The 11,917-nt window shown below is 65.9% G+C and carries 17 protein-coding genes; 6 read left to right on the top strand and 11 right to left on the bottom strand.

What is annotated here, in order from left to right; translation table 11 throughout:
- Positions 1 to 33: 33 nt before the first annotated feature.
- The 3 genes from G6N36_RS03510 to G6N36_RS03500 are packed head-to-tail and all read right to left on the bottom strand — an operon-like array spanning position 34 to position 2,093.
- Positions 34 to 525: an NUDIX hydrolase gene (locus G6N36_RS03510; RefSeq protein ID WP_163684987.1), complete on the bottom strand. Its 492-nt coding sequence runs from the start codon at positions 523 to 525 to the stop codon at positions 34 to 36.
- Positions 526 to 554: 29 nt separating this feature from the next.
- Positions 555 to 746, bottom strand: a complete 192-nt coding sequence (locus G6N36_RS03505; protein WP_083127215.1) for a hypothetical protein — start codon at positions 744 to 746, stop codon at positions 555 to 557.
- Positions 747 to 779: 33 nt separating this feature from the next.
- Positions 780 to 2,093 carry an NAD(P)/FAD-dependent oxidoreductase gene (locus tag G6N36_RS03500; RefSeq protein WP_163684985.1) on the bottom strand — a complete coding sequence of 438 codons (1,314 nt, stop codon included), beginning with the start codon at positions 2,091 to 2,093 and terminating at the stop codon, positions 780 to 782.
- Positions 2,094 to 2,203: 110 nt separating this feature from the next.
- Here G6N36_RS03500 and G6N36_RS03495 point away from each other — a divergent pair, with 110 nt between their 5' ends.
- Positions 2,204 to 3,010, top strand: a complete 807-nt coding sequence (locus tag G6N36_RS03495) for a hypothetical protein (RefSeq protein WP_163684983.1) — start codon at positions 2,204 to 2,206, stop codon at positions 3,008 to 3,010.
- Between the two features lie 285 nt (positions 3,011 to 3,295).
- Complete coding sequence (locus tag G6N36_RS30215; RefSeq protein WP_308205905.1) at positions 3,296 to 3,460, top strand: hypothetical protein; 165 nt, start codon at positions 3,296 to 3,298, stop codon at positions 3,458 to 3,460.
- 43 nt (positions 3,461 to 3,503) lie between these two features.
- Here the strand turns inward: G6N36_RS30215 and G6N36_RS29740 are convergent, their stop codons facing one another.
- The gene (locus G6N36_RS29740; protein ID WP_235689961.1) at positions 3,504 to 3,818 is read right to left on the bottom strand and encodes a hypothetical protein; all 315 of its coding nucleotides are present in this window, start codon (positions 3,816 to 3,818) and stop codon (positions 3,504 to 3,506) included.
- Positions 3,819 to 4,017: 199 nt separating this feature from the next.
- On the opposite strand from G6N36_RS29740, the gene G6N36_RS29735 reads away from it, so the two are divergent.
- On the top strand, positions 4,018 to 4,473 hold the full coding sequence (locus tag G6N36_RS29735; protein ID WP_235689960.1) for an ankyrin repeat domain-containing protein: 456 nt from the start codon (positions 4,018 to 4,020) through the stop codon (positions 4,471 to 4,473).
- Positions 4,474 to 4,482: 9 nt separating this feature from the next.
- Positions 4,483 to 5,253: an SGNH/GDSL hydrolase family protein gene (locus tag G6N36_RS03480; protein WP_163684981.1), complete on the top strand. Its 771-nt coding sequence runs from the start codon at positions 4,483 to 4,485 to the stop codon at positions 5,251 to 5,253.
- Here G6N36_RS03480 and G6N36_RS03475 read toward each other — a convergent pair whose 3' ends face one another.
- The 4 genes from G6N36_RS03475 to G6N36_RS03460 form a co-directional block, all read right to left on the bottom strand.
- A complete protein-coding gene (locus G6N36_RS03475; RefSeq protein WP_163684980.1) occupies positions 5,254 to 5,631 on the bottom strand; it encodes a DUF732 domain-containing protein in 378 nt (125 codons plus the stop codon). It abuts the gene before it with no gap.
- 25 nt (positions 5,632 to 5,656) lie between these two features.
- Positions 5,657 to 6,229 (bottom strand): hypothetical protein, encoded by a 573-nt coding sequence (locus G6N36_RS03470; RefSeq protein ID WP_235689959.1) that lies wholly within the window; start codon positions 6,227 to 6,229, stop codon positions 5,657 to 5,659.
- Between the two features lie 61 nt (positions 6,230 to 6,290).
- Positions 6,291 to 6,470 carry a hypothetical protein gene (locus G6N36_RS03465; RefSeq protein WP_163684978.1) on the bottom strand — a complete coding sequence of 60 codons (180 nt, stop codon included), beginning with the start codon at positions 6,468 to 6,470 and terminating at the stop codon, positions 6,291 to 6,293.
- Positions 6,471 to 6,539: 69 nt separating this feature from the next.
- Positions 6,540 to 7,346 (bottom strand): nuclear transport factor 2 family protein, encoded by an 807-nt coding sequence (locus G6N36_RS03460; protein WP_163684976.1) that lies wholly within the window; start codon positions 7,344 to 7,346, stop codon positions 6,540 to 6,542.
- 104 nt (positions 7,347 to 7,450) lie between these two features.
- On the opposite strand from G6N36_RS03460, the gene G6N36_RS03455 reads away from it, so the two are divergent.
- Positions 7,451 to 7,873, top strand: coding sequence for an Rv0313 family protein (locus G6N36_RS03455; protein WP_163684974.1), 423 nt, complete (start codon positions 7,451 to 7,453; stop codon positions 7,871 to 7,873).
- On the opposite strand, the gene G6N36_RS03450 is transcribed toward G6N36_RS03455, so the two are convergent.
- Together G6N36_RS03450 and G6N36_RS03445 are read right to left on the bottom strand one after the other, a co-directional pair.
- Positions 7,870 to 8,313, bottom strand: a complete 444-nt coding sequence (locus tag G6N36_RS03450) for an SRPBCC family protein (RefSeq protein WP_163690356.1) — start codon at positions 8,311 to 8,313, stop codon at positions 7,870 to 7,872. The genes G6N36_RS03455 and G6N36_RS03450 overlap by 4 nt on opposite strands.
- A gap of 32 nt (positions 8,314 to 8,345) precedes the next feature.
- Positions 8,346 to 9,341, bottom strand: a complete 996-nt coding sequence (locus G6N36_RS03445; RefSeq protein ID WP_163684972.1) for an esterase family protein — start codon at positions 9,339 to 9,341, stop codon at positions 8,346 to 8,348.
- A 108-nt stretch (positions 9,342 to 9,449) separates the two neighbouring features.
- On the opposite strand from G6N36_RS03445, the gene G6N36_RS03440 reads away from it, so the two are divergent.
- Complete coding sequence (locus tag G6N36_RS03440) at positions 9,450 to 10,619, top strand: aromatic ring-hydroxylating oxygenase subunit alpha (protein ID WP_163684970.1); 1,170 nt, start codon at positions 9,450 to 9,452, stop codon at positions 10,617 to 10,619.
- Here the strand turns inward: G6N36_RS03440 and G6N36_RS03435 are convergent.
- Positions 10,576 to 11,901: a lipocalin-like domain-containing protein gene (locus G6N36_RS03435; protein ID WP_163684968.1), complete on the bottom strand. Its 1,326-nt coding sequence runs from the start codon at positions 11,899 to 11,901 to the stop codon at positions 10,576 to 10,578. The genes G6N36_RS03440 and G6N36_RS03435 overlap by 44 nt on opposite strands.
- Positions 11,902 to 11,917 lie beyond the last annotated feature (16 nt).

The raw sequence follows: 11,917 nt of genomic DNA, 5'->3' as shown, positions 1-11,917 counted from the left end.
CCGGGTGGCGAATTCACGGCCGCGCGTTGACCATCAACGCGATCGAGACGCGGCCGGTTCGTCGCCTTCGAGCACCGAAACCAGACGGTCGAGCAGCGGCCGCTGACCCTTCAGCAGCTTCGACCGAGCCTGCGCCACGGGAAACCAACCCACCCGGTCGATTTCGGGAAACTCCCTGACCTTGCCCGAACCCTTTGGCCACTCGAGTTCAAAGGTGTTGGAGAAGGTGCCTTCCAGCTCGAGGTCGCCGCGGACGGCGAACGCGGTGATCACCTTGCCGCTGGGCTGTTTCACCGGCTGAAGGTCGATGCGCGGGCCTTCGGGTGCCCGTTTGCCCAGCTCCTCGGAGAACTCCCGCTGCGCGACCGCCCACGGGTCTTCGTCCTCGGTGTACTCCCCCTTGGGTATCGACCATGCACCGTCGTCCTTGTGCACCCAGAAGGGCCCGCCGGGATGGCCGATAAGTACTTCGAGTTCACCGTCGACGACGCGGTAGAGCAGCAGCCCCGCACTGAGTTTGGGCACCGCTCAAGCCTAGTGAGTACTCGCGCCAGTCAGTATTTGCGGTCTCCCTCGCTGCTGTCGAAGAACGCCCAGTCACCGTCATCGGACTTGACCTCCATGCGCCATCCGAGTTCCGGCTCGGCCTTCTGGTCGACGAACCACGCGTGTGCGTCGTCGGCGCTCTCGATGTCCTTCGTGTCGACAACGTCACCCTTGGGGTTCAAAACGCGATATGTAGCCATACCGGTTAACGTTCCCGCTCCGGGCGATTCCAATCAGTCCGGTTTGGGCATCGGGATGCCCTCGCTGGAGGAGAACCGCGCATCCTCCTGCGTCGAGAGCCCGAAGGACACGACGGACCTGTCGAAGAACACATCCGTCAGATAGGCCAGCGATACCGCCCACCGATTGACAAATCGCGGGATCGCGTAGATGTGGTAGACGCGGGTCACCACCTTGGCCGGGAAGCCGGACAGTTGCACGTTGAGTGGGTTGGCGACGGCGTAGCGCGGTCCGAGGTCGACCACCAGGCCCATGTTGCGATGCTTGTATGGCTTCGCTTTCCCATAACCCAGACTCGCTGCCACGTTGCGGGCCAACGCTTTTCCCTGCCGAGTGGCATGCTGCGCGGTCGGCGGGGTGATCTTGCCTGGCTGCGTGACGTCCGGGACCGCTGCCGCATCGCCCGCCCCGAACACGTCGGGGTGGCCGGGAACCTGCAGTTCAGTGGTGACCTTCAGGCGACCACGCTCGGTCGGTAGTCCGAGCTTCTCGATCAACGGCGCACCGGTCACTCCGGTCACCCATGCGACGGTGTGGGTGCGGATCAGCGAGTCGTCACTGAGCACAACGTGTTCGGCGTGGACTTCGGAGAGCGTGACACCGAGCCGCACGTCGATGCCGCGTGCTCTGAGCACCCGCTGCGCCGCCGCGCCGAGCTTCTCGCCGACTTCGGGCATGACCTGCTCGGCCAGGTCCAGCAGGACGAACTTCACCGCGGACGGGTCGAACCCCATCTGTTTCGCGGCCGAATCGGCAAGAGCTCGCAGCTGTACGGCCAGCTCGGTACCCGAGTACGACGCACCGACCACCACGACCGTGCGTCGCGCCTCGGCCCGGCCGGCGTCGTCGTCGACGTCGGCCAGTTCCAGTTGTTCCAGCACGTGGTCGCGCAAATACAGCGCCTCTGCCGTCGACTTGAGACCGCGCGCGTGCTCGGCCAGCCCCGGGATGTCGAACAGCCGGGTGACCGAGCCCGGCGTCAGCACCAACCGGTCCCACGCCAGGCTGCGCACGCGCTCCTCGGGGTCGGTGAACGTCACCGTCCGTCCCTCGAAGTCGACTTCGTCGACCCTGCCCCGGATCGCCTGCACGCCGCGCAGCGCGTTGGCGAGCGGTATGGCGACGAACCGCGCATCGACGAGTCCACCTGCCACGTCGGGTAGCAGTGGCGTGTAGAGCATGTAGTCGACTGGCGAGATGATCGTGATGTCGACCGAGGCCCCGGCTTGTTTGCGCATCTTGCGCGCTAGCTGACGGGCGCATTCGAAGCCGGTGAATCCACTGCCGACAATCACCACAGAAGTCATTGATTCCCACCTTACGGAACGAGGTCGCAGTGCCTAGTACCCCTGTTGCCGCTCATGATTCGTCCAGAGTCCCTTTCATTTCGCAGCACGGATAGCGGATGCTTGTTGACATGACGGGTCCCCTGCGCCGGTTCGATCCGTTCAGGCCGATCGACATGCTGACGTCACTGTGGTCGTCGGCAGCGACGGGCCCGGTCACCAGTGGCGCGGCGATGGCGTACCGGACGCTGTTCACGACGGTGCGCAGGCTGGTGGTGGGCCGCCGGCTCGCGCTGCGACTCGACGACGGCGTGCTCACGGTGACGGTCACGGAATTCGACTCCCGACTCGACGTCCGCGGCCTCGCGGTGGGACAACTCAACGACGTCCGCGTCGCTGTGCGCGACATCCGCTGGGGGGACCAGACGTTCGACAATGCGACGGCGGTGCTGCACAACGTGCACATGCGGCCTACCGCGCCGCCGGTCATGGTGGCCGCTCCTGTCGACCTGACGCTCGAGGTCCCCACATCGGCCCTGCACGATCTGTTCCGCTGGGCGGCACCGCGGCTGTCCGGTGAGGTCGGCAGCGACGGCATCGCGCGGCTGCGAATGGCCCGCCGCCCGATGCTGGGACACCTCGAGATCGACGCGCGCCTCGACGGTTCGACACTGTGGCTTCGTCCGCGTGTCCTCGTCGTCCGGCGTTCTCGGGTGGCGCTGCCGGCCAAGACACCGGCCTATCCGGTGCACCTGCCCGAGCTGCCGCACGGCTTGCGGCTCACCGGCATCCGCTTCGCCCCCGATGCGGTGTGCCTGTCGGCGTCGGTGTCGGAATGGCAGATGGATATGCCGCGCTCGCGACTGGAGGACATTCTCGGTCAGCTCAGCGTTGCCGGGGTACCGCTCAACCTCACGAGATTGACGCGCCTTCTCTAGCTACTCGTCAATGCCGTTGACGCATAGGCGATTCTGCCAACCACGGATCAAATTCTGCCAGCGGAATTAACACGCTGAACCGCCGGTTTAAGCATTCAGAGTTCACCTGAGTAACTCGGAGAGCAAGAAAGAAGGCAGTGTCGTGAACAGGATTGGATATGCCACCGCAGTCGTCGGCGGGTTCGCCGCCGCGATCATCGGAATGGCCGCCCCGGCCGCAGCCGCACCCAGCGGCTCGGACAAGCCGTACAGACCATCGGTCAGTTGCGGTCGCAGGGTTACACGGTGATCGTGAACCGTCTCGGAAACACCCCGCTGGATCGGGCCGAGGTCGTCGCGGTTCGCCAGGGCCAAACCTATACCCACATCAACGCAGGTCAAGCGGTTTACGGTAGCAACACCAACTACTCCACGGTGGAAGACAACATCGTCTACGTCGACGTGAAGTAACCCGTAGAACACCAGGAGGGGCATCCCATCGGGTGCCCCTCGCTTATTTTGCGACAATGCGTTTCTTGTGACCGAAATCGCTCGCTACCGAGAAGGGCCCGTGGAGGTCACGGTGTCGCTCGACGGCGACCATCTGACGTTCGCCTCGGCGTACGAGGATTTCGGCAGGACCATCACCGAGGAACACCGCATCGCGGAGCGCGATTTCGTCCTCAAAGGAATGGGGCCGTGGCCGTGGTTCGACCTCGGTTCCCGACGTGCCGGCGCGCTGACGGTGCTCGACGCGCTCGGGGCGGGTCGCCCCGCGTGGACCGAACCACTGGCGAGCAGCGACCTGGACCTGTTCGAGCGCGCGCATCGCGGTGACACCAGGGTCATCGAACTCCTGGCCATGGGTGCGGATCCCGACCCCGTCGACCCGTGCGGAGCGACCCCCCTGTGGTACTCGCTGCGCTCACTCGCCTCCGGCATCTCGGTTGCCCTCATCGACGCCGATGCCGATCCCGGCCGCCGTATCGAATTGTCCGCTCGGGGTGACAAATTCACCACGATTCTCCATGAGGTCGTGCGATGCGGTCGCACCGTGGCGCTACCACGCCCTCGCGCACGGTGTCGATCCGGGCCTCGTCGATTCCGAGGGGGCCACCCCGCTGCACGTGCTCAACGACGCGGCCGACACCGTCAACCCGGAGATCGTGCGCGCATTGACGCGTGCGGGCGCGTCGATCAACGCGCCGTTGCCGAGCGGGATGCAGCCGATCGAACTCGCGGCACGCAAGGTTCTGCCCACCACCGTGGCCGCGATGGTCGAGCTCGGTGCCGATCCGGCACGTGGCCTGGACGCGCTGCTGGCGTGGTGGGCCGTCGGCGCCACGTTCAACGCGTACCGGGCCGCCGCCGTCGCCGACATGGTCGGCCTGCTCCGCGCCGGTGGGGCCGCGGTGTCGCAGCGACACCGCGAACTCGCGGCGCAGGCCGGGGCGTCGGAGGTCGAGACGGCACTTCGCCGCTAGAGTTCCGGTGTGCCCGGGTACTCCCGATATGTCGCGATCGGCGACAGCCAAACCGAGGGGCTGTGGGACGGTGATGACGCCAGCGGCCTGGTCGGCTTCGCCGATCGTCTCGCCACGATCCTCGACTCCCATCACCCCGGTGTGACCTATGCCAACCTCGCCATCCGCGGGCGGCGGATCAGGGACCTGCTCGACGAGCAGCTGCCAGCGGCGCTGGCGCTGCAGCCTGATCTGATCTCGGTGTGTATCGGGATGAACGATGTGACGCGCCCCGGCCCGTATTTCGGCACTGCGCTCGCCGAGCTGGACGACCTGTACACACAGCTTGCCGCGTCGGGCGCGACCGTCGTGACGACCACGTTCCCGGACATCGCAAAGATCTTGCCGATCGGACGGGTGATCGCCGCACGCGTGCACCAGATCAACGACGATATCCGCAAAGCCGCAGTGCGGCATGGGTTCAGACTCGTCGACCTCTACGATGCGCCGTCGATGACGATGCCGGACACGTGGAGTCCGGACCGGGTACACGGCTCGGCCAAGGGGCACGAGCTGTTCGCCGCCGCGGCCGCCGAAGCGCTGGAGCTGCCCGGCAGCAACCACGACTGGGCGCTGGTCGACGGTCCCGTACAGCGTCCGTCGCTGCGGTCGCAAGCGGTGTCACAGATGTTGTGGACGCAGAACATGCTGATGCCTTGGCTTTGGTACCACGTTCGCGGCAGACCGGCCGGCGACGGCCGCGGCCCCAAACGTCCGCGGCTCGAGAGCGTGCCCGCCTAGCTAGAGCCCCAGAATCGACAGTGGGATCGGCAGTGAATCGAGCGAGCCCGGAGTTCCGATCGACGACATCATCGCCGGGCAGAACATGGAGATCGCGACGCCGGTGAACATGGTCGCCGGCCCGAGCGACATTCCGCCCGCCTCGGCCACCTTGCTGGTCACGTCGGCGGCGGTCTGACCGGGATCTGCGAGCATCGGGCAGACCTGCTGGCCGAGCGCCGCGGCGCTGGCCGGATCCACCGCGGTGACACCGGCCTCGGCCAGTGCCGCCACGAACGCGCCGTCGACCGGTTCGGTCTGGGCCGGAGAGGCCGCGACGACGGCGGCGGTGAGTAATCCCGTGGACAGGGCGAAGGTGGTGGCGAGTCTGCGATGCACGGGGCGAGCGTACGTGGCCCGAACGTCACATGCTCGACCAGGCGCCGTCGATGCTGTCCGCGACGTCGATGATCTTGGCCTTCTCCGAGGCCGGGCTGTCGATCTCCCCTGCGACGTGTGCCGCGATGAATCGCCGGATCTCTGCGTCGATCCCCCCGAGTATCCGCACCAGCTCCCCGCGCAGCGACTTGGACGTCACGTGGATCGAGATGTCGGACGCCCGGGGTTTTTCCACGTCGAGGATCAACAGCAGCGGTGCCGCAGCACGCGCGGTCGCACGCAGGGCGATCTCGCCGAAAACCATGAACTTGGGCTTGTCGATCCGCAGGTCGACAACCAGGTCGATCTCGATCGGGATCCGGATGGCGAAAGTGATCTGGTCGCCGACGTCGCGGGTCAGGCGGGGCTCCTGAATCCTGACTTTCGCCGTCACCTTGGCGACCTTGCCGGGCCCCTGGGCCATTGGGCCCATCTCGAATTCGTCGCCGGCGATGGCGGCGATCGCACCGCCGACGCGCGCTTCGGTCACGGCGATCTCGAAGAACTGGCGACCGAATTCCTCGTAGGTCATCTCATCGTCGACGGGCATGGTGCTCATACCGTCTCACGTCCGGTATTCGCACCGCGGCCAACGCGACCGAATCGAGACAACACCGCTGCTAGCGCTCCGCTTCGCTACGCGCTTCGGCTCCCGTCTCCCCCACATCCAGCGCGTCGTCGGAGGCCGTCTGACCGACATAAGCGCCGTCGTCTGCGCCGTCCTTTCCCGCGCGCGACCCGGCGACGTGGTCGTCGTTGTCGACGTCGGATTCGGACTTGTTGTCGTCTCGTGGGCTCATGCGCTGCGGTTACCCGGCGTCGACGTGCTCAAACGGTGTTCGGCCCGACCTCCGCAGGGTGAAACCAGCTCAGCCGTCGACGGGGTCCTCGGTGAAGTACCGGATTCTGCGGATGGCGAATGGTTTGGCGGTCACCTCGACGATGAGCACGTCACGGCGCCCGTCCCGGTCCAACCCCACGACCACGCTGTACCCGGAGGCGATCATCTTGCGGGGGCGCGCGGCTGCAATGCGCGACAGCAGTTCCGCGGTCGTCAACGGGAGGTCGTCACCGCTCGTCACGCGTGCTCCCTTGCCGAGCCAACGGCGCACCGCGACCTCGTCGCCCGCGCGTGCGTCGTCGAGGAATTCCTGTATCCGCCGCTTGCCCTGCGGACCGGTCCCCCGCAGACCTCCCAGGTAGCCGAGGACTCCGACGACGCCCTGATTCACGAGCAGGGCCCTCGACAGTTGCAGACCGGCGGGAAGGCCGCCGAACCCGGCACGCATGAACTGACCGACCATGGCCGGCAGCTCCCAAAAGGCCGACAGTGCAGCAATTTTCAGCCCGTCACCGCCCTCGCGTACGTCGTAGCGGATGTAGACCGGCACGTGCAACTGCACCGGTCCCATCGCAATATCGAGTTCGCCGTCGCGGAGGACCGTCGAGCCGGTGACGATGTCCGCGTCAGGGCGGTAGGTGATGTGGCGGGGCCCGATGAACGTGTCGAAGAATGCTCCGATCGCGCCCAGGCCCTGGTGGGGCTGCGAGCCAACCGGATCTTCAACTCGTCCGTCGGCGGTGAACAGGCCCACCCACTCGTTCTTGTCGCGGGCACCGGCTGCCGCCGGCGACCGCTCGGCGGTCGCCAGCACGTCCGAGCGTGTGAAAGCCATACCGTTGCCTACCACCCGTGTCGGCCCTAGTCGACTACTTCGCCACCTGCAGGCACACTGGGAATACGCCGTGCCGGAGCGCACGGGCGTGAGGAGGAACCGCTATGAGCAGGAACGGGCCGTTCGGGATCGACCCCGAGGAGTTCGACCGCGTCGTCCGCGAGGCGGGTGAAGGGCTGCGTGACGCCTTGGACGGTGTGGGCAGGTTCCTCAGTACCTCCGGCGAACGCGCAGGTTGGGCCAATTTGGTCGACGAGTTCACCCGCTATTCGCGTCCGAAACGGGAGCCGGAGACCACCGGCGAGACCGGCGACGGGGTTTGGGCGATCTACACCGTTGACAGCGACGGCGGCGCCCATATCGAGCAGGTGTATCCGTCCGAACTGGATGCGCTACGCGCGAACAAGAACAACACCGACCCCACCCGCAAGGTGCGCTTTCTGCCCTACGGCATCGCGGTCAGTGTGCTGGACGCATCCGAATCCCCGGCGGATGCCGGCGAGCCGGGTCCGGCGGAGGACGCCTAACCACCGAAGTGCCGGCGAATGCCCGCCAGCATCTTGGTGTGCGCCTTGACCGCTTCGCGGAGCGTCGTCGCGTGGAGGAGTCGCGGCGCGTCGATCGTCAGGCGCTCGACGAGCCTGGTTCCGATGTCGAGGGGTTCGAAGGACACCACCCCGTACAGGCGGACGCGGGGGAACTGGCGTGCCTGAGTGATCACCGGTCCGACTGACGCGACTCTGAGGTGGGCGGTGTAGCTCGTCGGCAGGGTCAATGGACCAAACGGGATTCGGTCTTTGACGCGGTAACTCTGGCAGTAGCCGTCGACCAGTTCCGTTCGCCCGGTCCTGTGCACCGAGACGACGAGCGGATGGACGGTCTTGATGTTGTCGAGGTCGATGTAGAACGCCCGCACGTCGTCAGGCGGCGCAGGTATGTCCTCGGACAGGATCCGCTCTGCGCGCATGGTCACCTACCGTCCGAGTCCATCGCGGCAACTCAGGTCCGGCTCGTGTCGCTGACACCCAGCACCCGTTGCATGTCGGGCTTCATCTGCTGCAGCTGCTGTCCCGCGTAGCCCCAGCTGTGGATGCCGTCGGGAAAGTTGAAGACGCCGTTGCTCCCGCCCGCTGCGACGTAGGCGTCGACAAACGCGCGGTTGGATGCGACCGCAAACCCCTCGAGGAATCCGAGTCCCGCGATGGGAGCCTCCGGGCTCGCCAGTGCCGGGTCTGTCGGTGTGCCGTTCCCGCAGTAGATCCACACACGGGTGCCGTTGGCAGCGAGTCTGCCGGCCTGAACGGTGGGATCGTTACGCGCCCACGCGGGGTCGCCCGGCGGTCCCCACATGGCTTCCGGATTGAAGCCACCGTTCCACATCATGGCCGTGCTGACCTGGCCTGGCTGAGCGGATAAGTTGAGAAAACCGGACAGTGATCCCGCGTAGACGAACTGCTGCGGATGAAAGGCGGCCAGGACCAACGCCGACGAGCCTCCCATCGAGAATCCCACGGCGGCGTTACCGGTCTGCCGAACCTGCTTGTTCGCGGCGAGCCACGCCGGAAGTTCCTGTGTAAGGAAGGTTTCCCACTTGTAGGTGGCGTTTTGCCCGTTGCCGACGGCGGGTCCATACCAGTCGCTGTAGAAGCTCGACTTGCCTCCGACGGGCATGACGACCGAGAGTCCGGAATCGCTGTACCAGTCGAATGCCGCGGTGTTGATGTCCCAGCCGTTGAGGTCTTCGCCTGCTTCCATGCTGTCCAGGAGGTACAGGGCCGGCGTATCCGGACCGCCGGAGAGAAACTCGACGCGGATGTTGCGACCCATACCCGCCGACGGGACCTCGAGTTGTTCGACCGGCAGATTCGGATTCGAGAAGGCATTCGCCGACGCGGATCCGCCCACGATGTCGACTAGGCCGGCTAACAGCACGGCCGCCGCCAATGCGACCGTCGAGCGCCTGACGCGGCCGGCTGAGTGTTTCTCGGCGCGCATGATCGGACCATACGCGGGCACGCCCACCCACCAGCGGTTTTTGACATACCGTCGCTATCATTATAAAAATAGGCAGATAGTCCACCAGGCGACGACGCAGGAATGGTGATGGACCGCGACCAGTTGATCGATCTCACTCGCCGCGCAGTGAAGCTCGCGCGGGACAAGACCACCGACCTCATGCCCACGGAGAGCACCGTCGCCGCCGAGACGTACACGTCGGCAGAGCGCCATGCCCGAGATGTGGCGATGTTGATGGCAAGCCCCCAGCTGGTCGGCTACGTCTCAGAACTCCCCCGGCCCGGCACGTATTGCACCAAGACGGTGATGGGCCGGTCCATTCTGCTGACCCGTGCTGCCGACTCGGTGGTACGCGCATTCGAGAACGTGTGTCTGCACCGGCAGTCGCGCATCACCGACGGATGCGGAGCCGCCCGCCGGCTCGCCTGCCCCTATCACTCGTGGAGCTACGATCTCAGTGGCAATCTAGCCGGTGTACCAGGCAAGGAGGGATTTCCCGAAACATCATCGGGCACAGCACGTTTGACCGAATTACCGGCCGCCGAATGTGCAGGTTTCCTGTGGGTCTCGCTGGATCGCGACGCCACACTGGACATTCCCGCGTTCCTCGGACCGCTGGCCGAGGAACTGGACTCGTGGGGCATCGGCCGCTGGTCGCCGTTGGGTGAGAAGGTGCTGGACTGCCCGATCAATTGGAAGCTGGCCATCGACACCTTCGCCGAGAACTACCACTTCGCCACGGTGCACAAGACGACGTTCGCGACGATCGCCCGCAGCAACTGCACAGTCTTCGACTCGTTCGGGCCTCATCACCGACTTGTGTTCCCGCTCAACGGTATTCTCGACCTCGACGAACTCCCCGAGGAACAGTGGGAGCCGCTGCAGGCGATGGTCGTCATCTACGCTTTGCATCCCAACATCGTCATCTCGTGCACCGTGGCCAACGGCGAGCTGTTCCGCGTCTATCCCAGCGATGTGCCGGGCCGTTCGATCACCGTGCACCAGAACTCGACGCCGCTGGATCTGTCGGACGAATCGACGGCCGCGGGCGCGGCTGCGGTATTCGATTACGCGCATTCGACTGTCCGCGACGAGGACTACGCGCTCGTCGCGGGACTGCAGGCCAACCTCGAGTCAGGAGTGCGCGAGCACCTGGTCTTCGGTCGCAATGAGCCCGGTCTGCAGCACCGCCACACGATGTGGGCCGAGGCGATCAGCGAGACAGCGCCACGATCAGATCGTCGACAAGCTCGGTGATCCCGGCTCCCGACGGGAGGATCTCGTCGCGCAGGTGTGCCACGGCTTCGTCACGTCGGCCGTCCTCGACCAGCGTGCGCAGTGCCGTCACGCGCTCCTCACCCACGGCGCTGGCGAGGACATCGACCAGTTCCCAGTCGCGGTAGAGCGCCAAAGACCTTTCGTAGAAGGCGAACCCACTCACCGGCTCACCGCGAAACGTCCCGCGATAGTGGAACGGGCCCTCCATGTATTCCAGGGGCAGGCCGTGTCCCGGCGCCGGCACCATCGGCTCACCGGTCAGGTCCAGATCGAGCTTGCGCGACGTCAGTCGGTGCCGGTCCGGCAGATATCTGGCCTTCGCCGGGGGCTTGTACAAAGTCCGAACCGCTTCGGGCCAGCGGACGTAGCTCTCGATGGACACCTCGATGTCGTCGGCGAACTCGGGGTCGACGCCGGGCTCCGGCGAGCTGGTGGTGGCGCCCGAAAAGGGTTGCAGCGAATTGCGATCGGTTCGATCGAACTGTCGCCAGATGCTCATGTCCACGCCGTTGTCGAGATTGATCGTGCGCCACTCGTGGGCGCGCCAGCGGACATCGCCGTCCGCACCACCGCTGTTGGCGATCAGCGGGAACCACTGCCGGTCGACGTGGCCCGCGGTGCCGCTGACCGGCTCGCTCGACGAACCCCACGTCAGCGTTCCCGTCATCGTCAGGCCCGTCTGCAGATAGGAGTAGGTGTCGGCCTGGCCGAAACATTCGATCCTGCCGCCGAACTCCGCGGCGCCCAGCGGCACCGGCGCCCGCGTCGGGGTCACATGCAGGTCCACCCTCATCTGGGCACCGGCCGCATCGGTGCCGACGAGCGTCACGTCATAGGTGTAGGGCACCAGGTCGCCGTTGTCGTCGCGACAGGTACGCCAGACCGCGCGACCGGCCCCGCTGTCATAGCTGATGTCGAGGCATTCGTCGACGAAGGTCATTTTGGGGACGGCCCCGGGTTCCATGTTCGCGGGCGGCATGTCGTAGTCGGTGTACGTGCCGTAGGTGCCTGCGTCGAGATCGAACAGCGCTAACGTGTAGAAGTCGGCGACGATATCCCCGAGCCCAGGGCGGTTCTTGTTGAAGATCGACAGGAACGCGTAGCCGCGGCCGCTCCGACCGGTCAGTTCGCCTGCCAGAAACCACGTGTCGGACTCGCACTGCGGGTGGTTGGCCTCAGCGGCCGGGAAATCGAGCTGACGGTCCTCCGGTACCAGCGCGAACGGGTATCGGCGCCAATCGTCTGATTGCGGGTGGTTCACGGGCCCTGCCTTTTTC

Source organism: Mycolicibacterium gadium (genome assembly GCF_010728925.1).
In the GTDB taxonomy this organism is placed as follows: domain Bacteria; phylum Actinomycetota; class Actinomycetes; order Mycobacteriales; family Mycobacteriaceae; genus Mycobacterium; species Mycobacterium gadium.
The sequence above is the reverse complement of the archived record's forward strand: the minus strand, read 5'-3'. Positions and strand labels throughout refer to the sequence as shown.

Bases quoted from the DNA above. Each gene is read 5' to 3' on its own strand.
- G6N36_RS03505 (WP_083127215.1), bottom strand. From the start codon at position 746: ATGGCTACATATCGCGTTTTGAACCCCAAGGGTGACGTTGTCGACACG.
- G6N36_RS03500 (WP_163684985.1), bottom strand. From the start codon at position 2,093: ATGACTTCTGTGGTGATTGTCGGCAGTGGATTCACCGGCTTCGAATGC.
- G6N36_RS03495 (WP_163684983.1), top strand. From the start codon at position 2,204: ATGACGGGTCCCCTGCGCCGGTTCGATCCGTTCAGGCCGATCGACATG.
- G6N36_RS29740 (WP_235689961.1), bottom strand. From the start codon at position 3,818: ATGCGCGCGCTCGAACAGGTCCAGGTCGCTGCTCGCCAGTGGTTCGGT.
- G6N36_RS29735 (WP_235689960.1), top strand. From the start codon at position 4,018: ATGAGGTCGTGCGATGCGGTCGCACCGTGGCGCTACCACGCCCTCGCG.
- G6N36_RS03470 (WP_235689959.1), bottom strand. From the start codon at position 6,229: ATGAGCACCATGCCCGTCGACGATGAGATGACCTACGAGGAATTCGGT.
- G6N36_RS03465 (WP_163684978.1), bottom strand. From the start codon at position 6,470: ATGAGCCCACGAGACGACAACAAGTCCGAATCCGACGTCGACAACGAC.
- G6N36_RS03460 (WP_163684976.1), bottom strand. From the start codon at position 7,346: ATGGCTTTCACACGCTCGGACGTGCTGGCGACCGCCGAGCGGTCGCCG.
- G6N36_RS03455 (WP_163684974.1), top strand. From the start codon at position 7,451: ATGAGCAGGAACGGGCCGTTCGGGATCGACCCCGAGGAGTTCGACCGC.
- G6N36_RS03450 (WP_163690356.1), bottom strand. From the start codon at position 8,313: ATGCGCGCAGAGCGGATCCTGTCCGAGGACATACCTGCGCCGCCTGAC.
- G6N36_RS03445 (WP_163684972.1), bottom strand. From the start codon at position 9,341: ATGCGCGCCGAGAAACACTCAGCCGGCCGCGTCAGGCGCTCGACGGTC.
- G6N36_RS03440 (WP_163684970.1), top strand. From the start codon at position 9,450: ATGGACCGCGACCAGTTGATCGATCTCACTCGCCGCGCAGTGAAGCTC.